Source organism: Enterococcus sp. AZ103, assembly GCF_051714685.1.
GTDB lineage: Bacteria > Bacillota > Bacilli > Lactobacillales > Enterococcaceae > Enterococcus_A > Enterococcus_A alishanensis.
Genome location: NZ_JBIOSI010000001.1, coordinates 195689 through 219896 on the forward strand (window position 1 = coordinate 195689; position 24208 = coordinate 219896).

Consider the following 24208-nt stretch of genomic DNA (forward strand, 5'->3'; position numbering starts at 1 on the left):
TCTCCTTTCACTTCACAATTAGTTAACAAAGTCAGGGTAAACTGATTGTATTAAGTAAAGGAGCTCAAAACTTATGGAAAAGAAAAGCGTTTATTTTATTGAAGAAACTCAAAAAATTGAAGGTTCTTACATTGAGATTGATACTCTAGGAATTTATGATAATCAAAATCAAGCAGAAGAAGCTTACGAAAATATGATAAAAGAACCAAAAAAATCTAGTGGGATCGTTTTAAACGAATATGTGATTCAAGCAGAAGATAATTTTTTCAAACGATTATTAAATTCTTGGAAAAAATTACCAGCCGAATTTTATCGCAAAATGACAATCTTGACCTTCCGTCCCTTAGCAGAATTTCAAGCCTAAAATAAAAGTGCCAGCAAAAAGTCTAACAGGACCTTTTTGTTGGCACTTTTTTAAATCAAGTTCAATAAAAAAATTGCTGCCAAACCTGTCAATACAGATATGGCCATCGAACGGCTTTTATAAGCAACCACAGCTACAATTAACATGGCAATAATTTTTACATTCCCAATCAGATCGATTGCATTATCAGTCAAAAAAACATCTTTAAAGACCAACGCGGCAAATAATGAAATCGGTACAAATTTCATCCATTCACTGAACCATTCCGGCACTTTATGTTTGGCAAAATACATCATTGGAAACAATCTTGGTAAATAAGATGCACCAAACAAACAAATGATAACTAGCAATAAATAATTACTCATAAAGAGGCTCCTTGCTGTTTTGTGGTTTTTCTTTTATGCTGACGTTCCAACAAATATCCCGCCAATGAAGCCAGCAAAGTAGCTACAATTAAGCCAAATGTATTTTGAAAAAGCAGCATCAATAAAACAGATAATACACCTGATAGTAAGCCGGAAAAAAGCAATAAGCGATCCTTCAATTGCATCATAAACATAAAAATAAACATTGCTGTCAAAGCAAAATGGACCAATTCTGTATTGATATGAATGACCGAACCAAAAATCGTTCCTGCTACCGTACTGATTGTCCAAGCACTCAATGATAGCCAATTAACTGATAGCGCTTTTTTATAATTCCAGTTGGAATCCGTCGAATATTTTAAATAATTTACTGCATAATTTTCATCGTTCATCGATTGGGCAAACAAACCAATTCTTCCCCGTGATTCATCTTTAAAAAATTGTGATAAACTCGCCCCCAATAAGGCATAGCGTAACTCCAAGAAGAAAACCATCAAAACTGTCGTTGCCAATGATGCATGAACGGCTAACATTGAAACAACTAAAAATTGGGCGCCGCCAGAAAAAACTAAGATCGATATTAATGCCGTTAAGAAAACGTTAAAACCAACTTTTTGTAAAAGCATTCCGCACGCTAAACCAACAGGAATATAGCTTAAACAAAGGGGTGCTGCCGCGGATAACGTTTCTATCCAGACTGGCCTTTTAGGCATGGTGCTTCTTTCCCTTCACAGTACACATGATAAAAAACATGTTTATTCTAACATAACTACGCAAAAAAGATAGTTACAACTTCATTTCTGTTGCTATAAACGAAAAATTTCAAGACAAAAATGTTGATAAAATGGAAATTATTTTTCAAGAAACTTTTCTTTGTGCTAAGATAAGACAGAAAAGAGATGATTTTTATGAAAAGCTTCCATGAAAATCCTTCAGTAGGACTGATGCTGACTTTTATTGGCGGCATGTTGGATAGCTATACTTATTTACGATACCAAGCTTTTGCTTCCGCTCAAACTGGTAATTTAGTCTTAGCCATTATTCAAGGATTTGACGGTCAATGGGCGTCCGTTGGTAAAAAGCTATTGTCGACTTTGTGTTTTTTTCTAGGAATCTTTTTGGCAAAATATTTAATTGACCTTGCCAATCAGAAAAAATGGTTCTTTTGGCGTTTAGGCGTGTTGTACTACGAAGCTGTAATTTTTCTTTTGTTAACGACACAATTTTTTCAACCGTTGCATACAATTGTGATTATGCTGATTGCTTTCACTGCAGCTATTCAATGGATTAGCTTTGACAAAATCAATGGCTTAACTTATACCAATTTGTTTACCACTGGTAATTTAAAAGGGATGGCCACCAATTTTTACGACTACCTTAAAAATCATGACCCGCTTGCTAAAAAAGGCTTTTTTCATTTTTCCAGTGTAGTTACCGCCTTTATTAGTGGTGTTGTTGTCGCGGTTTTTTGTTATCATTTGATTGGATACCAAACTACTTTTATCATTGCACTATGCTTTTTGGCATTAGCTTTAAGTCAAACTTTCTTCATTTGGAAATTTACCCGTGGAGCTAATTTATTCCATAAAAAAACAGGAAACGGCTAAAAACCGTTTCCTGTTTATTTTTGTTGTCGATGAAAACTAGCTTTGATTTCAATAAATTCTTGAAACAATTGAAAAAGCTGAAATAGCTGAGCTCGATTTTCAAACGCTTCCCGACTATCTGGTAAATCCTTTTGCCGATATTTTTGGTTTGTTTCGGCAATTTTTTCTTGAATCGCCTTACCATCATTGTCTTCAGCCAAAGTTTCACTAGTAAAGTTTAACAACTCCTGCAATTCGTGAGCCTCTTCTTCAGTCGCTGACAAATCTTGTAAAATAGTCAACATATTATTTAAAATACGTAACTGTAAACGCCGCATCGCAAAATATTCGAAATAATAATGATTGGCCCCTACAAAACGATTCTCTTCAAATTGGCGGGCATTATTTTGCGCTTCTTTAATAAAATCTGCTAAAGATTGGCACATTTGAAACAGCATGGCTTCTTTTGACGACTGATTCAAATAAGTCGCCATCTCTTGCAAAAGATCCCTCATAATGACTTCCACGACTAACTGATCTTCTTGAATTCTTTTTTCTGTATCAGGCATGTACAAATTAACGGCTAACGCACAGCCAACACCAATAATCATCAACAAATATTCATTGGCAATGGCCGGCCAGCTAAAGCGACCATCACTGAGAAAATGAGTGATCAAAACGGAACTGACAGCAATTCCTTCACTTAATTTAAATTTGACTGAAAAAGGAATAAAAATCAGCAAATACAAACCAAAAGCAATCGCGTGAAAACCTAATATAGAAAAACAAATCAATGCTACCGCTAAGGCCAAAGTCAGCGATAAAACTCTCCCTATGGCTGTTTTTGCGGTAGAGCGTTTCGTATTGGTGACGCTCAAAACGGTAATAATCGCCGCTGAGGTCGGATAAGCTAAACCAATCGCTTCAGCAATTAACAATGCAATTGCGGCACCAATGGCAGTTTTTATTGTTCTTAACCCTATTTTCATTTCAATCTCCTTAATTTATTCTCTAAAAAAAGACTACACCATAATGATGTAGTCTGAAAAGGATTATTTTATCTTTCTTGGTTTAAAGCTTTTTGACCTGCAACATTTAGTAAGTTCCAACGCATATCAAATTCTGGTTGGAAGAAGAAATCAGCATAAGCCAATTGTTCAATCGTGAAACCAGTTTGAATAGCGATCGACATAGCATTGATGTTTGCTGTCAAATCTTGTTTAGATAAAATTTGTGCGCCGACGATTTTTAAAGTTTCTGGATCGTAAGCTAATTTAAACAATACACGTTCTTTCATTTTTTCTGGTACGAAATCCATCAAAGTATCTTGTTCTACTAAGACAGATTTGATTTCAATCCCTAATTTACCAGCAGTTGCATCATTTAAACCGGTTGAAGCAAATTTATAATCAAAAACACGTAAGGCAGAAGAACCTTGAACCCCTGGGAATGGTTTTGTCGGTGCCATTAAGTTTTTCACAGCATAGCGACCTTGACGACTTGCATTAGTTGCAAGAGAAACATTCATCTCAGTTTGTCCTGGATTATATTGGATTAAAGTGGCATCACCGACTGCAAATACATCTGGTGCACTAGTTTGCATGAATTTGTCTGTTTTAATCATACCATTTGGTAATAATTCAACAGCGCCTTCTAACCATTTTGTATTTGGTCGAACACCGGCAGACATAACAACTAAGTCAGCTGAATATTCACCTTGATCAGTGATTGCTTTTTTGACTTTACCATCAACGCCCTCAAAAGCTTGCACTCGTTCGCCAGTGGCAAACCGAATATTGTTTGCTTCCATCGTTTCTTGTAAAACTTCAGTCAATTCTTTATCCAAATAAACGCCTAATGGACGATCAATCACATCGATGACTGTTACATTTTTACCAGCTACAGCAAAACTTTCTGCTGCTTCGATACCGATATAGCCGCTACCGATAATCACCACATTTTCAATCTCTGGATCAACAGCCAACATTCTTAAATCAATCGTGTCTTGACGACCCCGCATAGTTTTAATGTTTGCCAAATCATTACCAGGAACTGGCACGATAAATGGATTTGCTCCAGGACTTAAAATTAATTTGTCATAACTTTCGACGCGGCTTTCACCTGTCACATGGTTCAATACTTCTACCTGATGTTTGTCAGGTTCTACTTTTGTAATTTCAGTGTTATCAAAGACGTGGACCCCACGTTCTCTCATCTTTTCTGGTGTCATATAGCGAATTGAATTCACATCTTTTACGACCCCTTCAAGATACATTTGCGTGCCTCAACCCATGAATGAGATGAAGTCACCTTTTTCATACCACTGAATCTCTGCATCAGGATGCAACAGCAATAGTTCTTCTACAGCTTCATATCCACCATGAGAAGAGCCTAAAACGATAGCCTTCATGAAAAATTCCTCCTATATTCATTTTTTTCTTACTATTCCATTGTACTTTATAATCATTCAAAACTGTAGAAAAAAGCTTAATTTTTTATTTTATCTCATTTTTTTCTGTTATTAGAATGAAAAATGCCGATTTATCTGATGGTTTATGTAAGAAAAATCATGTAATAGCTATGTTTTGGACTTATTCGACAATGGATGAAGAAATGAGAAGCTAAATTCTATCAGAAAAAATAGATTTATCTATTTATCTGTTTTAGAATTATTTTTGGGTTTTCAATAAAAAAATGCTATTCTTATTGAGAATCAAATGACATTTAGGAGGAAGAAAATGGAAAGCTGGCTTTTTCTTGGCTTAATTGTAGCAATTGCTTTCTTTGCTAAAAATCAGAGTTTGTTAATTGCTGTTTTGGCTGTTTGTCTATTAAAAATCTTGCCTAACGCCGATAAAATATTAACCACCTTGAATCAAAAGGGGATTAATTGGGGCGTTACTTTAATTTCTGCAACTATTTTAGTACCAATCGCAACAGGCGATATTGCTTTTCGTGATTTATTTAATACTTTGAAATCACCTTTAGGCTGGGTAGCAACTTTATGTGGTATTTTAGTCGCTATTTTGTCTGCTCGTGGTGTAAATTTAATTGCCCAATCACCCGAAGTAACGGTAGCTTTAGTCTTTGGAACGATTGTCGGGGTCGTCTTTTTAAAAGGTGTCGCTGCTGGTCCTGTAATCGCAGCGGGGATTACGTATATGATTATGCAGGCTGTTCAACTATTTGTAGCAAAATAAAAAAATTCTGACGCATATTGCGCCAGAATTTTTTATTTAAAATCTTTTGCCGCCAAAAATGGTGCATAGCTTTCGGCCGCTTGAACACCCTCTAATATGGCTGCTCGCACTGCTCTCACTGTTAGAATTGACACAGCTTCAAAGCTTGCGGGAATTTCGTTAGCTGCCAAGATAAACATTGTATCGCCCTCGTAAGTAGTATGGGCTGGTCGAACTGCTCGAGCAATCCCATTATGACTTAAATCCGCTAATTTATTGGCTTTATTTTTTGGCATCATGGCATTGGTCATAACACAACCAATCACTGTATTACCAGAATATAGATCTGAATCTGTTAGATATTTTTCCAAAAGAATTTCTTCTGCATGACCCATCGTTGTTCCCCGGCGAGTACCAGCGATAAATTGATTTTTTTCTTCATCATAAATATCTCCAACAGCATTGACTGCAATAACTGCTGTCACAAATAATTCTCCGTAAGTTAGTGTATGAATTCCAATACCGCCTTTCATGGCATTTTCTGATCCATTAATCGTACCAACTGTCGCGCCAGTTCCCGCGCCAAAATTCCCTGATTGAAAAATTTCTTCGGAAAATGCCGCTTCACAAGCTAGACGGCCCGCCTCTGAATCTGGTCGCACCTCACTATTGGCAATTTTTAAATCAAATAAACTTGCGCCGCTAACATTAGGAACCACTGTGACACCAACATCACGACCAATTTTTTTCTTTTCCAAAAAGCCAACAACACCATCACTAGCTGACAAGCCAAAGCCGCTACCACCTGATAAGGTCACTGCATGAAGAAATTTCCGATTGTTTTCTGATTTCAAAGCGTCTGTGTCACGAGTATTGGGAGAACCTCCACGAACATAAACACCGCCCGTTGCACCATTTTCCGCAACAATTACGGTACAACCAGTCATATTTGTTTGGTCAGTATAATGACCAATTTTAAAAAATTTTTGCCATGGTTCCACTTTTTTCCCTCCTTGTAGCTTTAAATTCGATTAATGACTTCATCAACATTTTTAATCATTACCGAAATTGTGCCATCTGGTTGATTCACAAATTCGATTAAATCTGGATTACGATAAACTTCTAAGGGTACAATCAATTCGATTCCGTTGGAAAGCTTTAATTTTTGCTTGCCGTATTTTTTTTCTGTAATCGCTTTGGCTTCTTTCACTAAAGAAACTGAGCTCTCCACGCCCTTTTCAGCAACTTCAGCTTCAAAAGCCATCTGGGCCGAGATATTTTCTTTGAAAACTTTTTGGGAAACTTCTTTAGGATTGATTTGACCAGTTTCTTCCACCTGCTCATAAATGGCCTCTTTGACATCTGCTACTAAATCATGTTTGGGATTTTCAAATTTACTGCCGATTTTTTCAGCTGCTCGTTTGATAACTTTAACATTTTCTTCCAATGAAGGAACCGGCACGCTCTCAATCACTTTAGTCGAAAAATAAAATTGTTTTTCACCAGAAAAGACATATTTCTTTTCAATTAATTCATAGTTTAATTTTGCTAAGTTAACAGTGATGGCTTCATCAGCTTTTTGCGTCTTGTTTGATAACAAAGCTTGATGTAAAATCAATTCATTCTTCATACCTGTTTCGTCTGCCTCAACTAAATGAGTATAACCTTGATTGTAATTAATTTTTAGCAAAGCTAAATACATTTCAGTATCTTCTTCATATAAAGCCAATAAAATATCACAACTCGGTGCTTCTTCACTTTCTTTATATGCGTCATACCACAACTGCAATAATTTTTCACTATTAGCAACAAAATGATCCGCTGTCTCTTTGGCAATCATAGCAAATCTAGAATCCTCAGCTAAAACCCCAGTTTTTGTTTGTGGCGATGAAATTTTTAAGATTTTCCTAGTTAAATAATCTCGCACATATTCCTTACTCAAATCTAGTTCTTGTTGACTAATTAGTGGATCACCACTGCTACGGTCAACGATATGTAAAATTGCTTTCTTTAAATAAATATCCACAAGTCTGCTCCTTTTCAATTAAAAAGACAGCAGTTGGTCCGCTGTCTCTTTAATATCATATACTTGATTTAATTTATTGTAAAACTAATTTCCCGTCCGTCATACGATAAATTTTATCACTCCATTGGGTCATTCTTTCATCATGGGTGACCATCACGATGGCTTTTTTCCGTTCATGAGCTTCTTTAGCTAATAACTTCACCACATCAAAAGCATGATCAGAATCTAAACTGGCAGTTGGTTCATCAGCCAAAATCAAACTGGGATCATTAAATAATGAACGAGCAATTGCCACACGTTGCCGTTCACCACCAGATAAGGCTTTAGGATATTGGTTGCGTAAATCCCAAATATCTAAGGATTTTAGAAGTTCTTCCAATTTTGCTTGCTTGTTTTCATGTTCAATTTTTTCGACTAACTGAAATTGTTCCTGCACTTTTAAAAAAGGAATTAAATTGGAAGCTTGTAAAATAAAGCCAATTTCTTTAAAACGGGCTTTAGCTCGTTCTTTTTCTTTCAAATCAGTGAAATCAAAATTGTTAATCGTAATATTTCCACTAGTCGGACTTTGCAGACCGCCAGCAATGGTTAGAAAAGTGGTTTTCCCTGAACCAGAAGGCCCGATTACACTGACAAATTCTCCAGCTTCCACCGAGAAATCAATTCCTTTTAAAGCTGTGACCTCAGTATGTCCTTGACCAAATTTTTTTACAATATCTTTCATCACTAATATTTCTTCCATTTTATTCTCCTCCAATGGCGGTTATTGGATCAACTTTTGTCACGGTTCTGATTGAAAATAAACCGCCCAACATTGCTACAATGACTAATATCACACTATAAATTCCCCACTGCATCCAATTGACTGTAAAAGGCATCGCAGCTGGTAAGACTAAACTAGTCAGTCCACTTAAAACAATCGCAACTACCACACCAAAGACACCGACAATTAAGGCTTGAGCTAAAATCGAACGAACCAAATATTTAGTCCCAATTCCTTGCGCCTTCATCACACCAAAAATCGCTGTTTTTTGTAGAGTCATAACATACATGAAAATTCCGATAATGGCAGCAACAACTACAAATAAGAAGTAAATCATCGTATTTAAAGTTAAACTTTCAGCTGAAAAACCAGGTAAATTCTCGATAAAAGTCGCCAAGCTTAGTTTTTGTAATTTGGTAGCACCATTCACCTGTTGTAAACTGCTTTTTCCTTTAACCGCGATTAAATTAATCGGCTTAGTTGCATCACTAGCAAATGGTTGATTGCCATATTTTAAATTTGTAAAAGCATTTAAATTCATATAAACAACTGGAACAACTGAGTAGGTAGTCGCTTTACTTATGCCGACAATTTTAAAAATTTGACTGCTGCCAATGTTTATTTGATCACCGATTTTATAGCCATCATCAGCTAAATTTTGGGAAATGATAATTTGATTATCTTGTTGATATTTTTTTCCTTTAATTACATCTGGGACTACAAAACTATTTTTTTCCGCAGCAAAGATTGAAATATTTGTTTTTTTGCTACTGCCCTTTTCTTCAATCGCACCAGAGGTCATTCCCACCGCAGCTTTTTGATCGGCTGTGACCCGTTCCAAGTCTCCTTGGGTTAATTGGGAGGCACTGGCAATTTTGTTACTATCTTCTGATAAAATAATTGAAGTAGCATCCCAATCGACAATCGCTTTTTTGTGGCCATCAGCTAAACCATTCGCTAAGCCTGACAACATAAAAACCACGTAGCCCACCAAAATCATAATGCCAATAATTAAACTAAAGCGCAGTTTTGAATAGCGCATTTCTTTCCAAGCTAAAAACATAAATTTCCCTCCATTTTTAAAATGACAATTTGTCACTCGTGTTTCAAAAAAATATTTTTCTTTGATTACTTGTGCATCTTACACGCTTAGTAACAATTTGTCACCAATTCTGCCTCATCATTTTTTTCATATGTTATAATGATTTTGACAAAGCAAAACGAGGTGAAAATAATGCCCAAATCAACATTTAAAAATTTGCCAACAGAGCGACAAGAATACATTCGAGGAATTTTATTGGATATTTTTTATGCCAAACCTTTAGGCCAAGTAAAAGTTAGCGAAATTGTCTCAGCATTAAATATGTCACGGGGAATCTTTTATAAGTATTTTGAAGATTTGAATGAAGCATATGATTATTTAATCCATTATTATGCCGGGATTGTTCATGGCGAAATTATCGGTTATATTACCCACCAAAAAAGTGACTATTTTAAAGGAATTGAAAACTTTCTATTGTCTTATGTCGATTTAGAAGAGACGGAGCCAAAATATCGACAATTGGCTCTATTAACGCAAAATAGCTACTTGTTTTCTTATCGAAGTCCAATGGCTCACGGCATGGATGCTTGGACAGCTATCTTACAAGAAAATCACTTCAATATTCAAAGTGAAGCAGAAAGTGTCAGCTTTTTATATTTTTCCATGAAGCTAGTCATCGATTCTTTAACCGATATGCTAGCAAATGATTGGAGCAAAGAAGAACTAATTCACGATTATCGTTTTAAAGCCCGCTGGCTAACAGAAGGTTTACAACAAAAAAATTCCTTGAAATGATTTTATTCATCTCAAGGAATTTTTTTCCTGTTAATAGTTGCCGCTTTTTTCAGCTGCTTGTTTTTGAACCAATTGAATAAATTCCGCTTTCGACATTTCTTCTACATCGTTATTGGCATGTCCATGGCGACGTACAGCAAATTTATCACCTGAAACCTCTTTATCACCGATAACTAAACTGTAAGGAATTTTCTTCATTTCCGCATCGCGGATTTTCTTACCAAGTTTTTCATTCCGAACATCTATATCTACCCGAATACCTAATTCTTTAAATTCAGTATATAGTTTTTCAACATACTCCTGATGAGCTTCGGAAACAGAAATCAATTCCACTTGTTTTGGTGCTAACCAAACTGGGAAGGCACCGGCAAAATGTTCAATCAAGATTCCTAGGTAACGATCCAATGAACCGAACACTGCTCGGTGAATCATTACTGGACGAGCTTTTTCGTTGTTTTCATCCACATAATTCAAATCGAATTTTTCTGGCATTTGGAAATCCAATTGGACAGTTGCACATTGATGACTACGATTTAAGGCATCTTTGATATGAATATCAATCTTCGGACCATAAAATGCGCCATCGCCTTCATTAATTGTATATTTATAGTCTAAATCACTTAGTACTTTTCCTAGAGACGCTTCCGCTTCATTCCATAGTTCAATGTCACCCATGAAATCATCTGGACGAGTTGAAAGTTCTACCGCATATTCAAAGCCAAAGATTTTATAAACTTCATCAATAATTTTTAAAGCTAACGCAATTTCTTGTTCGATTTGATCACGACGAACAAAGATATGGGCATCATCTTGACAGAAAGTCCGAACCCGTAATAGTCCATTTAAAGCCCCGCTAAATTCATGACGGTGAACTTGACCAAATTCTGACATCCGAATTGGCAAATCACGATAAGATTTCGCACTATTTTTGAAAATTAAACAGTGTCCTGGGCAATTCATTGGTTTCAAAGCGTAATCTTGATCATCTACTTTTGTAAAGTACATATTGTCTTTATAATGATCCCAGTGACCTGATTGTTCCCATAACCGTTGATTCATAATCAATGGTGTTTTCACTTCACGATAATCATATTTGGCTTGCAGTTCCCGCAAGAAACGTTCAAGTTCGTTACGAATAATTTGACCATTTTCTAAATAAAATGGCATCCCTGGCGCTTCTTCTGAAAACATGAATAATTCTAATTCTTTTCCTAATTTTTGGTGGCTACGTTTTTCAGACTCATCTAGAAATACCAAATAATCCTCTAATGGTTGCGCATCAGCATAGACTGCAGCTGAGATTCTTTGCAACATTTCATTGTCTGCATTGCCTTGCCAATAAGCCCCAGAAACTTTTACCAAGACAAAGTTTTTAGCCGCTTGTAGGTTTAAAGCCAATGGTTTTAAACTAAATATCACTACGCCTGCTAAGTCATAAACAAATACCGGAATGTCATCGGCAAATTTTGCTAAATAAAATAATTGAAACTCATTATCTTTGAAGACTTCACGAGCTTCAGCGGCACTCATTTGATTGCTTTCAATTTTTCGATCACTTTTAATGATTTTTTTCATTTCTACTTCAATATCTTTTAAAGCCAAAACACTTAATGGTTGGGCTAAACGCATATCTAGATAAAAACCATTTTCCACTAATTCTTCTGGTGCAAATTGTACTTCAGGATATAGATTTTTAACTGCCCGGGCTAAGATTAAACTACTTAAACGACGAATCGCAGCCTCGCCTTCAGGACTATTTTTTTGATAAAAAGCCACTTCACTATTTTCAACGACTGGCTGAGCTAAGTCTACCAACTCACCATCGATGCTTCCAACAATTGCTTTTGCTTTTTGTTCACGATTTATCTCCATCAAGGTAGTATCATTCACCACCATTTGTTTTTTTCCATCTTGAAAGACGATTTCGATTTCTTTGTTTGACATACTACTCAACTCCAATCTGTTATTTGGTTTAAATTTATAAAAAAATACGCCCCTTTAAAAGTAAAAGGGACGTAGTTTCACACGTGTTACCACCCAAATTCCCAAAAATAAAAATTTCTGGCTCATGGTGATGTGTTAACGAACATCAAGCGGGATTTTTTAAACCCGATTCAAAGGGAGTAAGTTAAAAAATATGTTAGAAGCTTCCAGCCTTGGCTTCTTTCTCTTGCAACAGGGAATACTTTAACTCATGACCTTTTTCAACCATATCAATATAAACAAAAAACGCCCCTTAAAATATAAGGGACGTGACTAAACGTGTTACCACCCAAGTTTTCAAAGAAAAAAATTTCTTTGACTCTTGCAATACGTAGCGAGTATCAATCGGATAGTTTTCTATCAGCTCAAAGGGAGTAATCTTATTTATTCCAGAAGAAGCTTTCAGCCTTGGCTTCTCTCTCTTAGCAGTAAATAAAATAAAATCATGACCTTTTTCTTAGCAGGTTTATTTTATAAGTAAAGAATAGCCTTAAAAAAATTGAATGTCAACCACTCTTTTGAGAAATTTTTCCGTTTAATTTTTAAAAGAATGAATCGGTGCTGGAATTCTACCGCCTCGCATCACAAAATCTGCTGAACTATTTTGATTGGTTTTAATGACTGGAGCTCGTCCTAGAAGACCGCCAAATTCAACCATGTCACCAATTTTTTTGCCTTTCGCAGGAATAATTCTGACTGCTGTCGTTTTGTGATTAATGACACCAATAGCCGATTCATCAGCAATCATCGCTGCAATACTTTCAGCCGGTGTATCGCCAGCAATCGCAATCATATCTAATCCGACTGAACAAATTGCCGTCATAGCTTCTAGCTTTTCAATCGTCAAAGCACCTTTATTGACCGCGTCTATCATTCCAGCATCTTCAGAAACAGGAATAAATGCGCCTGACAAACCACCGACATGATTACAAGCCATCACGCCGCCTTTTTTGACTGCATCATTTAATAAAGCTAACGCCGCAGTAGTTCCATGAGTCCCGACTGTTTCTAGACCCATTTCTTCTAAGACATGAGCAACAGAATCGCCAACAGCTGGTGTAGGCGCTAGAGATAAATCAACAATTCCAAAGGGAACATTTAATCTTTCGGAAGCTACTTTTCCAACTAATTGACCCATACGGGTAATCTTAAAGGCTGTCTGTTTAATTGTTTCAGCAACGACATCAAAAGATTCTCCTTTGACTTTTTCCAGCGCGCGTTTAACCACTCCAGGTCCACTGACACCAACATTGATGACACAGTCAGCCTCACCAACACCATGAAATGCGCCAGCCATAAAAGGATTGTCTTCCACCGCATTGGCAAAAACAACCAATTTAGCACAGCCTAAATCAGATAATTCTGCCGTTTCTTTAATGATTTCACCCATTTGTCTAACAGCATCCATATTAATCCCAGCTTTTGTTGAACCAACATTGACCGAGCCACAAACAAAATCAGTTTCTGCTAACGCTTGAGGAATGGAACGAATTAAAATATCATCCCCATGTTGATAACCTTTTTCTACTAATGCTGAAAAACCACCGATGAAATCAATTCCTAAAGTTTTCGCAGCACGATCTAAAGCATGAGCATATTTTACATAGCTCGTTTCTTGTGAAGCTGCCGCAACAATCGCAATTGGCGTCACTGAGACCCGTTTATTAATAATCGGAATACCATATTCCGCTTCGATTGCCTCACCGACTTTAACCAAATCTTTCGCCTTAGTGACAATTTTTTGGTAGATTTTTTCGCAAGCTTTATCTCCATCACTGTCGATACAATCCAAAAGAGAAATCCCCATGGTAATTGTTCGAATATCAAGATTTTCTTCTTCAATCATACGAATTGTTTCTAATATTTGATTAGTTTCCAAAGTTCTTCCTCCTTATAATTTATGCATCGTGTCAAAAATTTCTTGGTTTTGAACACTAATTTTAACTCCTAAAGCTTTGCCTAATTCCCGTAACGTTTTAGCAGTTGTTTCAAAATCTTGTGCTGCATCTTTTAATTCCAACAACATCATCATGGTAAAATAATCTCCCATGATTGTTTGCGAAACATCTAAAATGTTTACATTTAATTCAGATAATTTTTGACTTACACCCGCAATGATACCCACTTTGTCTTTACCGATTACTGTTAAAACTGCTTGCATTGTCTTCACTCCTCTAAAAATGTTGTGAACAGTATAACATAAAGATTGCACTCAGATGAAAATAAGATGAAATTTTTCATATTATTTTTTTTGAGAGATTTCGCTAGCTAGATTATTCTATTTTATTTACACTAATTAAAAAGGAGTGATTCGATGGAATTATTTGAACAAATGATTCAACATACTTCTGTGCGGAATTTTCTTGCAAAAAAAATCCCAGAGGCCGTAAAAGAAAAATTAGTGACTGCAGCTAAAAGTGCCAGCAGTTCACATTTTATCCAAGCTTATTCATTAATTGAAGTTAAAGATCCAGAAAAGTTGATGGCAATTGAAAATATTTCAAACGCTCGAGGCTATACAGATACCGGTGCATATTATGTTTTTGTGACAGATTTAAATAAACATGCCCAAGTTTTAAATCAAGCCAAGCAAGATTTAACACCTTTAAGAACCGTTGAATCCCTCGTAGTAGCAATTGTTGATGCCACCATCTCCGCCCAAACCATGGCAACCTATGCGGAATCAATTGATTTAGGTATTTGTTACATCGGTGGCTTACGTAATGATTTATTTCGGGTCAAAGAATTATTAAACCTACCCGAATTGACGTACCCGATTTTTGGTCTAACCGTCGGTTATCCCGCGAAAAAAAATGAAGTGAAGCCAAGAATTCCTTTAGCAGGAACGCTTAATATCGACAGCTATCAAAAATTGACCCCAGAAACTTTGACAAAATACGATGAAATCATGGCATCTTATTATGCCAACCGCAGTTCTAATCAGCAAAATGGCAATTGGTCAGACACCATCTTGCAACATTTTCATCAAATTTTACGTCCTGATACAAGCGAGTTTTTGAAAGAACAAGGTTTTCGACTATAAAAATCAGCGTTTCCTATCAAACAGGAAACGCTGATTTTAATCTTCGGTAGGTTGTTCTTTCTGGTTATTAGGAATACTGGTAGAAGCCGACCCAAGGTTACCTAAGCTAATATCAATCGAGACAGTATAATTTAGGGGTAGAAAAATATTATGAACACTCATCCCCACAACCGTTCCTTTTGGTTGATCAGAATCTACTTGTCGAATTGTATAGTTAATATTGACACCTTTAGAGTTAAACTCATCATAAAAATACTTTTGCAAATCCCCTTCTACATAAGAACCTCTTAAATCTTTTAGATAGGGTTGACCAAGAGAGTACACAGCTTCAACCCTCAAATCATTTTTAGCATTTAAAACTGTACCTGCTGGAACACTCTGTGAAACTAACTGCCCATAAGGTAAATTATCTGTATAAATTCCTCTTGCCTGAACTTGCACTCCGTCTATTGCATTTGCAGCATCTTCCATACTAAAATCAGAAAAATTTGGTATCACATAGCCCTTACCTAAAGAAACTACCACTGTCATTTCATCTTTTTTAGCAATTTTTTCATCTTTAGCCAAACTTTGAGAAATAACACTATCTACAGGTAGATCATTGGAAGTTGTTTCTTCATAAGTCATATTAATCTCATTATTTTTTGCCCAAGTTTCTACTTCATTTCTAGTTTGTCTGACAAAATTCGGTACGGAGATATCTTTTTTATAAGTTTCTTTCCCCTTAGAATAAAACACTTTTGCTGCATCCTTACGCCGATATTTCTTTTCCGAAACGTCAGAGTTTGCAATTTCAAATTTGAGAAATTTTCCTTTTTCAGCTGTATCACTATATTCTTCAATTAACGAAAGGTTCGTTGCTTTGTTTTCCTCAATCCATTTTTCTGCCAACGGCTTACTTAATTTGGAAAAATCTGGTAATTCTAATTGTTGGTTTGGATTAGGGCCTTTACTAATGTTTAATCGAATAGTTGTGCCTTTCTTTACCCTTCTACCAGCTTGATTGGACTGAGACATAACTACGTTCGCTTCTTTTTTTAATGAAAATTCTTGTTTAGTAGAAACTTTCAATTTATTTTTTGTTGCCCATAAGCGCGCGTCTGACAAAGATTTATCTGTAAAATCAGGCATCTTCACATGACTCATCTGATAATAAATGACAAAACAACCTATCACAGCTAATAAGGCAGCAACAATTATTCTGCGTTTTTTTCTTTTTTGCTTATCTTGATAAGTATCGTCAATTTCAGTTATTTCATTTTTTGAACGTTTATTATCTTTTTTTTCTGGCACTTTTTTTTCTTCTATTTCCTTGGATTGTTCTTCGCTTTTTTTATAATTAGGGCCATTAAAATTTGAAAGGAAATCACTCATAATGAACCAACTCGCCTTGTTTTAAAAAGAAAGTTTTATCTGATTGCTGCGCGATTTCTTTCGAATGAGTTACTACGATTACGCATTTGTTATGAGTAACGGCCAAATCTTTAAAAATATTGACAATTTCTTGTTCCATTTCTTGATCTAAATTTCCAGTTGGTTCGTCAGCTAAAATAATGTCAACATTTGTTGATAAGGCTCGAGCAATTGCCACTCGTTGTTGCTCTCCCCCTGAAAGTTGTGTCACTACGCGATCAGCTTTATTTTTATTGATACCAATATAATCTAGTAAATTGTAAGCAACTTCTTGATGATTTTTTGGTAAGGAATTATCTGTAATCGTCATAGCTACTAACACATTTTCCAGCGCTGTTAAATAAGGAACTAAATTGTAATTTTGAAAAATTATGCTTACATCATCTCGTCGGTATTTTCCGTATCCAATTGTTTGAATATCAGTTCCTTGGTATAGAATTTCACCGGATTTTGGTTCATCTAAGGCACTTATCAATGACAGAAAAGTGGTCTTACCTGATCCAGAATCACCTAAAATTGTATAAAACTGGCCTTTTTCAAAGCTAACAGAAGTATCATTTAAAATAATTCGTTTTTGGTCACCATCTTGATAAAAATAATAAATATTTTTTGCTTTTAAGATTGTCATAAATTTCTCCTCCTACATCATAATTTTCTTAGGATTTAAGCGCATTACATAAGTCAACGGCAAAATCGCTGATAATAAGACCGTTGAAATTCCTGAAATTAAAAAAGTAACGATGTAAGACAACGAAAATTTGACTTGGTAGTTATTAATTACATCTTCTGTGCTAAGACTAGCACCTAGACTTGAACTCCCAGAAATGAATAATTGATTTCCTGCAGCTTGTTGTAATTCCGTTAATGCATCACTGGCGACTAATGACTCAGAAATTAATTTACCTAACATATTTCCGGTAATTAAAGACAAACACATGGCTACCAAACTAATGAATAAAAGCTCTAAAACAACCTGTTGCATGATGTGTTTTCTACGTTCCCCTAAGGATAAATAAATGCCCCATTCATGTTTTCGATCTCTCATAAAAAGTACAACGACTAAAGAAATAATCAATAAAGAAGCAATAATCGACAATATAACTACATAACCAGAAATTGTTGAAAGTTTTTGAACACTGCCACCAACCTTATCAAACTCATCAGTTGAAGCAGTTGCTTTATAGCCTTCTGGTAACAAAGTCGTCATTTCTTCTTTGAAAGCTTCAACGTCATCAGGCGATTTCAAATTATAGATTGGTGTGATCTGTTGCTGGACTTCCTCATCTTTATAAGCATCAGGATCAAGTTCTTTTCCCTTTTCAATTTCTTGTTGGTTAATTGAACGTACCAATTTATTAGACATATAAATTGTATTGAACTGATCCATTTCTAAAAACTGTTGCTGGATACCACCTTTTTTTTCATCACTTTTCTTTTTGTCTAAAGTGATTGGTTCAAACAAGCCTACAATTTCTATCGAATGTTTCAGCGCTTCTTGAGATTCACTTGTCCCGTCAGCATTCTGAGAAACCATTTTTGTATCAATCACCATTTGATCTCCGATACCCAAACCATTCTCATCAGCAACTTTTTTTGAAATAACCGCTACTGCTTTACCATTTTTGATTTCATCCTTAGACACTAACCGACCTTCAACTAACTTAATTTTTTTATTTTTGAAATCAGCAGCTTCACTTCTATTACTTCCTTTCAAGTTTAAAGAAGCAATATCGCCATTTACACTGACATTATCATTTTTCATTTGATATGTTTTAAATTTATCAACAGTTAAATAACCTGAATAACTATAATCATAGTCTTTCACATACGAAGAGGATCCAATTTGTTTGATTGTTTCTTCTTTCAAAGGAGCAGGACCAGTGAACGAAGCGGTACCATCACCTTCCTCCATTAATTTATCGATGTCCATTTCTGCACTCACTGTGGCTCCTAATTGTTGTTTCATTTTCTTTTCCACATTTCCAGTTGATTGTTGAATTGCAATTGCACCGGCAATGACATTTCCTAAGACAAAAACAACAGTAAATAGAATGAAAGATTTTCCTTTTCTGCGACTGACACTATACCATGCTCGTTTCAAATAGTTCATTTTTGATCCTTTCAATCAAAGAACAACGATTTTTCATCTCCCCGATTTATCTTGGCTGCTCTTTAATAAATAATAGTTTTCCCCCATTCAAGCCCCACAATTCATCGGCAAATTTTATTGCATTATTTGACTGACTAACTATCACCAGACATTTATCATTTCTTCGACAGAAATCTGCTATTTTACGCACTATCATTTCCTCGTCTAACTCTGAAAATAATTGGCTAGGATCATCTAATAAAATCAATTTAGCTCGACTGACTAAAATTTTGGCTAAATACACCATCTGCCGTTCTTTTTTTGTTAGCTTTTTAATGTTTGTTTTTATTTTTTTATCTGTTAATCCAGCAATTTGTAAACTATTGATTAATTCATCCGTTCGATTTGGTTGCTTGCTTAAGAGCATTTCAAGCTCTAAATTCGCTAACGCACTATCATTCACTAAGTTTCCGTTTTGAAAAAGACAACAAATTTTTTCTGCTCGAAAATCATCCTGATTAGTCAAACTAAGATCTTCTCCATCGACTAGAATTTTCCCTTCAGTGCAACGGACTAGTCCGGCTAGAATTGATAATAATGTCGTTTTACCTGTCTGTTTCTTTCCCAAAATAAAATAGATTTTTCCTGTCAAAAATTCACCGTTTATTTGATCTAAAATTTTTTCTGTTGAATTTTTAGGACAATAGCTTACATTTTCTAATACGAGTTGTTTCATGATTTCATCAGCCTCCTTGATTGATAAGAATAGCTGCTATATATATAACTTAAGCGTCCTGTTAAAGCTGAAGTAATTACCATGAAACCAATTAAATAAGGGACTAGAATAATTAAGCTTCCCACAAAAAGCTGTTGAACCACAGCTGAATTAAAAATCGGTTGTTTTAATGACAGCAAGGGCAGATAATCTCGGGTAGTTTGTTGTAAGCGACTAAACCAATCCTTTGTCACTTCAATCGTTAACAAATTGGTTAATATACACGCACTTAACCAGCAAATAATCACGATTAAAACAATCTCCAAAATATTGCTAAGGATCAAATAGCTTTGACGCAGCCCCATTAAATGTAGACTGAATAAATCGGATTGGCGCTTTTTAAAAAAGTAATAATAAAACAAACTAAGTAAAAATAAATTCAAAATACCGCTGGCAATCACACCATTTAGCAACATTTCTTTTTGATTCAGAAATACCTCGTAGACTTGAACAAAACTCTGATCCTTATATACCCGGTAATGATTAAACGAAGAAATTTTATGGAGCTCTTTTTTTAAAGCTCCTAGTTTCTTACTAGACGTTAGCTGGATGCTTATAGTACTAAAATTATTATCTTGAGGAACATTTAAAGACTGGTTGGTTATTGGGTTAATAAAAATTGAGCTATAAAATGCCTGTGTTGCGCTGTTTTTTTTCGGGTTAGCAATTCCAACAATTTTTAATTTTTGCCTTTGATTCGTTTCTCCAACACTTAGTTCATCAAATAATTTTAGTTGATTTTCTTCGGCAAACTGTTTAGTGACTAAACACGTTTTTACCTCTGAAGGTAGACCACCCTTGATTGACCAGTTCTGACTAAAATATTTTTTTAGTGCCTCATCAGATAAAATAGTTACTCCCATGGTAGGAAATTCAGAAGTTTCAAATAAATCAGTATCAGATACAATAGCTCCTTCTGTTTTTGTGATCTTTTCACTAGTCTGCAGTCCATCAATTTCTAAAGAAGTGTAACCAATCATATTGATTTCTTTCACATACGGAAGTGCTTTGATTGTTTGAAGATCTTCTGCCGTCAAATTTTCTACCTGCTCTTCTTTAAAACTGGGTTCTACAGTCACAACTGTTGCCGTTTGCTTTTGCATTTCGGATAAAGAATAATCAGCAACTTTATAGAGTTGCAATAAAAAACAAAACAAAAAAATTAAACAAAAAAATAGTGCAGCAATCATAGAATCATGCCATTTATTGCGCCTAAAATTCAATAACGCCTGTTTGATGATAATCATCATTTTTCCTCCTACAATAGGATAGTAGCAAATCAAATGTTAATTCTATGTTAACTCTCACTAGGGAATGTTAAATAAAAAACTGACCCTTGATTTTCTTCACTTTCTAGATAAACGAAGCCACGACATAAATTACAAACATGCATAACAACAGATAAACCAATGCCGTAACCGTCTTGTTTCAATCCCCGAACCCGATAATTATGAGAAAAAATTTCGGATTGTTTTCTCTCTGGAATACCGCAACCTTGGTCCTTAACTTTTACGATGATACTTTCTTTTAACTTTTCAACGACAACTTCGATTGGCTTACCTTGACCATACTTAATCGCATTATCAACTAAATTGGAAATAGCACGATAAATCCAACGGTCCTTACCATAAATCATCGTTGCAGCTTCTTCATCAAACCTAAAATATAATTGAGGGTAATGTTTTTGGTAAAGATCACACACTTCTGCACAAATTAATGCCACGTCTACTTTTTCCTCTGTTAAGTCTCCTTGATTATTTGACAGTGTTAAAATATCATCGATACTATCAGTTAAGCGGTCTAAAACCTGCAGATTCGTTTGTCCTGCACTTTCCAGTTCGATGTTATTCCTCAAAACAGCGATTGCATTTTTCTGTTCGTGAGTTAAATAGCTATTTAATCGTTTATAATCACTTAGATGACCGTCGAATTTTTGCTTTATTGTTCCAAATGCATTAGCTACGGCTTGATCTTTTATCGTTTCGATTGATAAGTCCTCAATGAAGTTCATGTCATGAGTAATTGCTAAAATTTGTTTATTATAGATTTTTCGCAAAACCGCCCACAAAAGAAAGGTCAAGAGTAAAATCACGCTACAAACCACTAAAGCAATCGATGGTAAATATTTAAAATACTCATTCATATAGATACTATCTAATCGATCACTGCTGACTGCAAATTGAGAAATATTTTGTCCTTCAGAAGCTGAAGTAATTTCAATTTTGGCATCTTGGATATTTTCTACAAAAAAATTGTCCCCTAAAGAATCAGCGACATTCATTTGTAAAATATTGGTTCGTACAAGAAAAAAACTGCTAATTAAAACAGCAGTAACTAACAACGAAAAAGTCACCATTACAACTGTCATTTTGAAATTTAGTCGCATATTTGATACCCCTTTGATCGAATATTTTTTAATAATTCTCTGTCAGCTGCATCTGCCAATTTTTTCTTCAAACGAGCCATGTGAACACGCAAAACTGATGAAGAAGGGTCGAAATCATCATCATAAACATGTTCAGCAATCTTTGCGATAGGGACAATCGCTGGATAGTTTTCAACAATGCACAATAAAATATCGTATTCTTTTGGTTTTAGTGAGATGACTTTTTGGTCATATATGACTTGGCGGCAGACTGGATTCACTACTAATTTTCCAATCGTAATTTGGGGTGTCGTTCGACCATAAAACCGACGAATAATTGCCCTTAATCTAGCATTCAATTCTAACAAATCAAATGGTTTTACTAAATAATCATCTGCCCCAAAATCTAAACCTTTCGCCCGTTCTTGAATTTCATCTCGTGCGGTAATAATTATTATTGGTGTTTCAACTTTTGATTGTCTTAAAAAAGACAAAATCTCCAAGCCATCCTTATCTGGCAAATTTAAATCTAATAAAATTGCATCATATGAATTAACAAAAGCTTTTTCTTCCCCAGCTATTCCAGTGTATGCAAGATCGACTGAGATTTTTTCCTGCTCCAATCCAGCTTTCATGCTAGTTGACAATTCTTGATTATCTTCAATTATTAACACTCGCATAACAATATCTCCTTTTTTCTTATTCCTTTCTAAGATAGTATAAAAACTTTGGCTTTGTCTACGGCTATTTTTTGAAGAAATTATGAAGCTGAGCAAGCGTTTATTTTTTAAAATAAAAAAAGCAACCTCTCAAAAAAAGAGAGAGGTTGCCTTTTTTCTACTTCACAATGACAATTTTTCCTTTAGCATGATGGCTTTCACTCATTAAATGGGCTTCTCGTATCCCAGCCGCAGTTAATGGAAATTTTGCACCAATTACACTGCGTACTTTGCCGGCAGTCATCAAATCAGCAATTTCTTGAAGTTGTTGTCCATTGGGATTCAACCAAATACTTTTTGCCAATAAAATGTCTTGCGCCAATGATAAATCCGGTTGACTGACGATTGAAATCAGACGTCCTGTTTGATTTAAAACTTTAAAACTTTTTTCTTGAATTTCGCCACCCATTGTATCGAAAACCAAATCAACATTCTGCAATTCTTCAGAAAAATCAGTAGTTCGATAATCAATTACTTCATCGGCGCCTAATTCTTTTAATAAATTGATGTTACTGGCACTAGCAGTTGTGATTACTTTTGCGCCAGCATTTTTCGCTAATTGAATTGCATAAGTACCCACACCACCAGCACCGGCGTGAATCAAAACAGTTTCACCAGCTTTTAGATGTCCATGAGTAAATAATGCTTGATAAGCAGTTAATCCTGCCAAAGGAACAGCTGCCGCCTCATCAAAACCAACATTTTCAGGTTTTTTAGCCAATAGATGATCGTCAACAATAACATCTTCTGCGTAAGTGCCGAAGCGAGTCGTTTCTGGTCTAGCAAAAACGGCATCACCAATTTTCCAATCGGTTACTTCACTACCAACTGCTTCGATAATTCCAGCAACGTCCCAACCTAAAATAATTGGAAATTCCCATTCAAACATTTGAGCCAAAAATCCTTCACGTAATTTCCAATCGATGGGGTTGATCGATGTAGCTTTCGTTTTAATTAAAACTTGATGTTCTTTTAAATCTGGTAAAAGGACTTTTCCTTCCACCAGTTGATCTGCATGTCCATATTGATTAATTATGATTCCTCGTGTTTCCATCAGGCATCCCTCCAGAAAAGTATTATAATATTTTTAGCAAAAAGTCGTTACGATTTTGTCTCTTTTTTATTAAAAAGACTTAAATTTCTCGTCAATTAATGCTATGCTTGCTAGAAAAAATGGAGGGATTTTATGTCATTAGAAAAAGTTCAATCATATTTTTCCGAATTTGGTCGCGAAGAAGATATTATTGTCTTAAATGAATCTTCAGCTACCGTCGCTTTAGCAGCACAGGCATTAGGAACCAAACCGGAGCAAATTGCTAAGACCTTATCTTTTAAGCGAAAGAATCAAGACCGAGTGATTTTATTGGTCACTGCTGGTGATGCAAAGATCGACAATCAAAAATTTAAAAGCATTTTTCAAGAGAAAGCTTTTATGTTGAAGCCTGACGAGGTGGATACAAGAGTTGGTCATCCGGTCGGTGGTGTCTGTCCTTTTGCGGTTAATCCAGAGGTAGATATTTATTTAGATGAATCGTTGAAACGCTTTGATTATGTTTATCCTGCTTGTGGTAGTGGCAATAGCGCCATTAAGCTAACAGTTCCTGAGTTAGAAGAATATACCGATTTTCAAACTTGGATTGATGTTTGTAAAAATTGGTAAAAAAATGCGAGCTGGGAGAAAAACTCTCCCGCTCGTATTTT

General features: G+C 35.4%; 25 protein-coding genes. 6 read left to right on the forward strand and 19 right to left on the reverse strand.

Annotation, left to right across the window (positions count from 1 at the left end):
• Positions 1-73 precede the first annotated feature (73 nt).
• Positions 74-364 carry a hypothetical protein gene (locus ID741_RS00955; RefSeq protein WP_218324338.1) on the forward strand — a complete coding sequence of 97 codons (291 nt, stop codon included), beginning with the start codon at positions 74-76 and terminating at the stop codon, positions 362-364.
• Between the two features lie 50 nt (positions 365-414).
• On the opposite strand, the gene ID741_RS00960 is transcribed toward ID741_RS00955, so the two are convergent.
• Positions 415-729 carry an AzlD domain-containing protein gene (locus ID741_RS00960; RefSeq protein WP_218324337.1) on the reverse strand — a complete coding sequence of 105 codons (315 nt, stop codon included), beginning with the start codon at positions 727-729 and terminating at the stop codon, positions 415-417.
• Entirely contained in the window at positions 726-1442 is a 717-nt protein-coding gene (locus ID741_RS00965) for an AzlC family ABC transporter permease (protein WP_218324336.1), read from the reverse strand. Before ID741_RS00965 ends, ID741_RS00960 begins: the two co-directional genes overlap by 4 nt.
• Before the next feature lie 195 nt (positions 1443-1637).
• Between ID741_RS00965 and ID741_RS00970 the strand changes: the two genes are divergently transcribed.
• Positions 1638-2336 (forward strand): YoaK family protein, encoded by a 699-nt coding sequence (locus ID741_RS00970; protein WP_218324335.1) that lies wholly within the window; start codon positions 1638-1640, stop codon positions 2334-2336.
• A gap of 14 nt (positions 2337-2350) precedes the next feature.
• On the opposite strand, the gene ID741_RS00975 is transcribed toward ID741_RS00970, so the two are convergent.
• Both ID741_RS00975 and ID741_RS00980 read right to left on the reverse strand, forming a co-directional pair.
• Positions 2351-3304: an aromatic acid exporter family protein gene (locus ID741_RS00975; protein ID WP_438718775.1), complete on the reverse strand. Its 954-nt coding sequence runs from the start codon at positions 3302-3304 to the stop codon at positions 2351-2353.
• Between the two features lie 68 nt (positions 3305-3372).
• Positions 3373-4725, reverse strand: a complete 1353-nt coding sequence (locus ID741_RS00980; RefSeq protein WP_438718776.1) for an FAD-dependent oxidoreductase — start codon at positions 4723-4725, stop codon at positions 3373-3375.
• A gap of 328 nt (positions 4726-5053) precedes the next feature.
• On the opposite strand from ID741_RS00980, the gene ID741_RS00985 reads away from it, so the two are divergent.
• Positions 5054-5515 (forward strand): DUF441 domain-containing protein, encoded by a 462-nt coding sequence (locus ID741_RS00985; RefSeq protein ID WP_218324331.1) that lies wholly within the window; start codon positions 5054-5056, stop codon positions 5513-5515.
• Between the two features lie 32 nt (positions 5516-5547).
• Here the strand turns inward: ID741_RS00985 and ID741_RS00990 are convergent, their stop codons facing one another.
• The 4 genes from ID741_RS00990 to ID741_RS01005 all read right to left on the reverse strand — a co-directional run bounded on the left by ID741_RS00990 (position 5548) and on the right by ID741_RS01005 (position 9346).
• Positions 5548-6495 carry a P1 family peptidase gene (locus tag ID741_RS00990; RefSeq protein WP_438718777.1) on the reverse strand — a complete coding sequence of 316 codons (948 nt, stop codon included), beginning with the start codon at positions 6493-6495 and terminating at the stop codon, positions 5548-5550.
• A 20-nt stretch (positions 6496-6515) separates the two neighbouring features.
• Complete coding sequence (locus ID741_RS00995; RefSeq protein ID WP_438718778.1) at positions 6516-7520, reverse strand: nucleoid-associated protein; 1005 nt, start codon at positions 7518-7520, stop codon at positions 6516-6518.
• A gap of 73 nt (positions 7521-7593) precedes the next feature.
• The gene (locus ID741_RS01000) at positions 7594-8262 is read right to left on the reverse strand and encodes an ABC transporter ATP-binding protein (RefSeq protein ID WP_218324328.1); all 669 of its coding nucleotides are present in this window, start codon (positions 8260-8262) and stop codon (positions 7594-7596) included.
• Between the two features lies 1 nt (position 8263).
• Entirely contained in the window at positions 8264-9346 is a 1083-nt protein-coding gene (locus ID741_RS01005) for an ABC transporter permease (protein ID WP_438718779.1), read from the reverse strand.
• A 171-nt stretch (positions 9347-9517) separates the two neighbouring features.
• Between ID741_RS01005 and ID741_RS01010 the strand changes: the two genes are divergently transcribed.
• On the forward strand, positions 9518-10120 hold the full coding sequence (locus tag ID741_RS01010) for a TetR/AcrR family transcriptional regulator (protein ID WP_218324326.1): 603 nt from the start codon (positions 9518-9520) through the stop codon (positions 10118-10120).
• A 30-nt stretch (positions 10121-10150) separates the two neighbouring features.
• Here ID741_RS01010 and thrS read toward each other — a convergent pair whose 3' ends face one another.
• The 3 genes from thrS to ID741_RS01025 form a co-directional block, all read right to left on the reverse strand.
• Positions 10151-12064, reverse strand: a complete 1914-nt coding sequence (gene thrS, locus ID741_RS01015) for a threonine--tRNA ligase (protein WP_438718780.1) — start codon at positions 12062-12064, stop codon at positions 10151-10153.
• A gap of 574 nt (positions 12065-12638) precedes the next feature.
• On the reverse strand, positions 12639-13982 hold the full coding sequence (locus ID741_RS01020; protein WP_218324324.1) for a PFL family protein: 1344 nt from the start codon (positions 13980-13982) through the stop codon (positions 12639-12641).
• 12 nt (positions 13983-13994) lie between these two features.
• The gene (locus ID741_RS01025; RefSeq protein WP_218324323.1) at positions 13995-14264 is read right to left on the reverse strand and encodes an ACT domain-containing protein; all 270 of its coding nucleotides are present in this window, start codon (positions 14262-14264) and stop codon (positions 13995-13997) included.
• Positions 14265-14417: 153 nt separating this feature from the next.
• Here ID741_RS01025 and ID741_RS01030 point away from each other — a divergent pair, with 153 nt between their 5' ends.
• Entirely contained in the window at positions 14418-15146 is a 729-nt protein-coding gene (locus ID741_RS01030) for an NADPH-dependent oxidoreductase (RefSeq protein WP_438718781.1), read from the forward strand.
• 36 nt (positions 15147-15182) lie between these two features.
• On the opposite strand, the gene ID741_RS01035 is transcribed toward ID741_RS01030, so the two are convergent.
• From ID741_RS01035 to ID741_RS01070, 8 genes are all read right to left on the reverse strand, one after another.
• Positions 15183-16439 (reverse strand): PASTA domain-containing protein, encoded by a 1257-nt coding sequence (locus ID741_RS01035; protein WP_438718782.1) that lies wholly within the window; start codon positions 16437-16439, stop codon positions 15183-15185.
• 73 nt (positions 16440-16512) lie between these two features.
• Entirely contained in the window at positions 16513-17187 is a 675-nt protein-coding gene (locus tag ID741_RS01040; protein ID WP_218324320.1) for an ABC transporter ATP-binding protein, read from the reverse strand.
• Between the two features lie 12 nt (positions 17188-17199).
• Positions 17200-18669 carry an ABC transporter permease gene (locus tag ID741_RS01045; protein WP_438718783.1) on the reverse strand — a complete coding sequence of 490 codons (1470 nt, stop codon included), beginning with the start codon at positions 18667-18669 and terminating at the stop codon, positions 17200-17202.
• Between the two features lie 46 nt (positions 18670-18715).
• Positions 18716-19384, reverse strand: a complete 669-nt coding sequence (locus ID741_RS01050) for an ATP-binding cassette domain-containing protein (RefSeq protein WP_218324318.1) — start codon at positions 19382-19384, stop codon at positions 18716-18718.
• A complete protein-coding gene (locus ID741_RS01055) occupies positions 19381-20670 on the reverse strand; it encodes an ABC transporter permease (RefSeq protein ID WP_438718784.1) in 1290 nt (429 codons plus the stop codon). The genes ID741_RS01050 and ID741_RS01055 overlap by 4 nt, the downstream gene beginning before the upstream one ends.
• Before the next feature lie 50 nt (positions 20671-20720).
• Complete coding sequence (locus tag ID741_RS01060) at positions 20721-21809, reverse strand: sensor histidine kinase (RefSeq protein WP_438718785.1); 1089 nt, start codon at positions 21807-21809, stop codon at positions 20721-20723.
• Positions 21800-22468 carry a response regulator transcription factor gene (locus tag ID741_RS01065; protein ID WP_438718786.1) on the reverse strand — a complete coding sequence of 223 codons (669 nt, stop codon included), beginning with the start codon at positions 22466-22468 and terminating at the stop codon, positions 21800-21802. Before ID741_RS01065 ends, ID741_RS01060 begins: the two co-directional genes overlap by 10 nt.
• A 157-nt stretch (positions 22469-22625) precedes the next feature.
• Positions 22626-23561 (reverse strand): NADP-dependent oxidoreductase, encoded by a 936-nt coding sequence (locus ID741_RS01070; RefSeq protein WP_218324314.1) that lies wholly within the window; start codon positions 23559-23561, stop codon positions 22626-22628.
• A gap of 132 nt (positions 23562-23693) precedes the next feature.
• On the opposite strand from ID741_RS01070, the gene ID741_RS01075 reads away from it, so the two are divergent.
• On the forward strand, positions 23694-24167 hold the full coding sequence (locus ID741_RS01075; RefSeq protein WP_218324313.1) for a YbaK/EbsC family protein: 474 nt from the start codon (positions 23694-23696) through the stop codon (positions 24165-24167).
• The last annotated feature ends 41 nt before the right edge of the window (positions 24168-24208 follow it).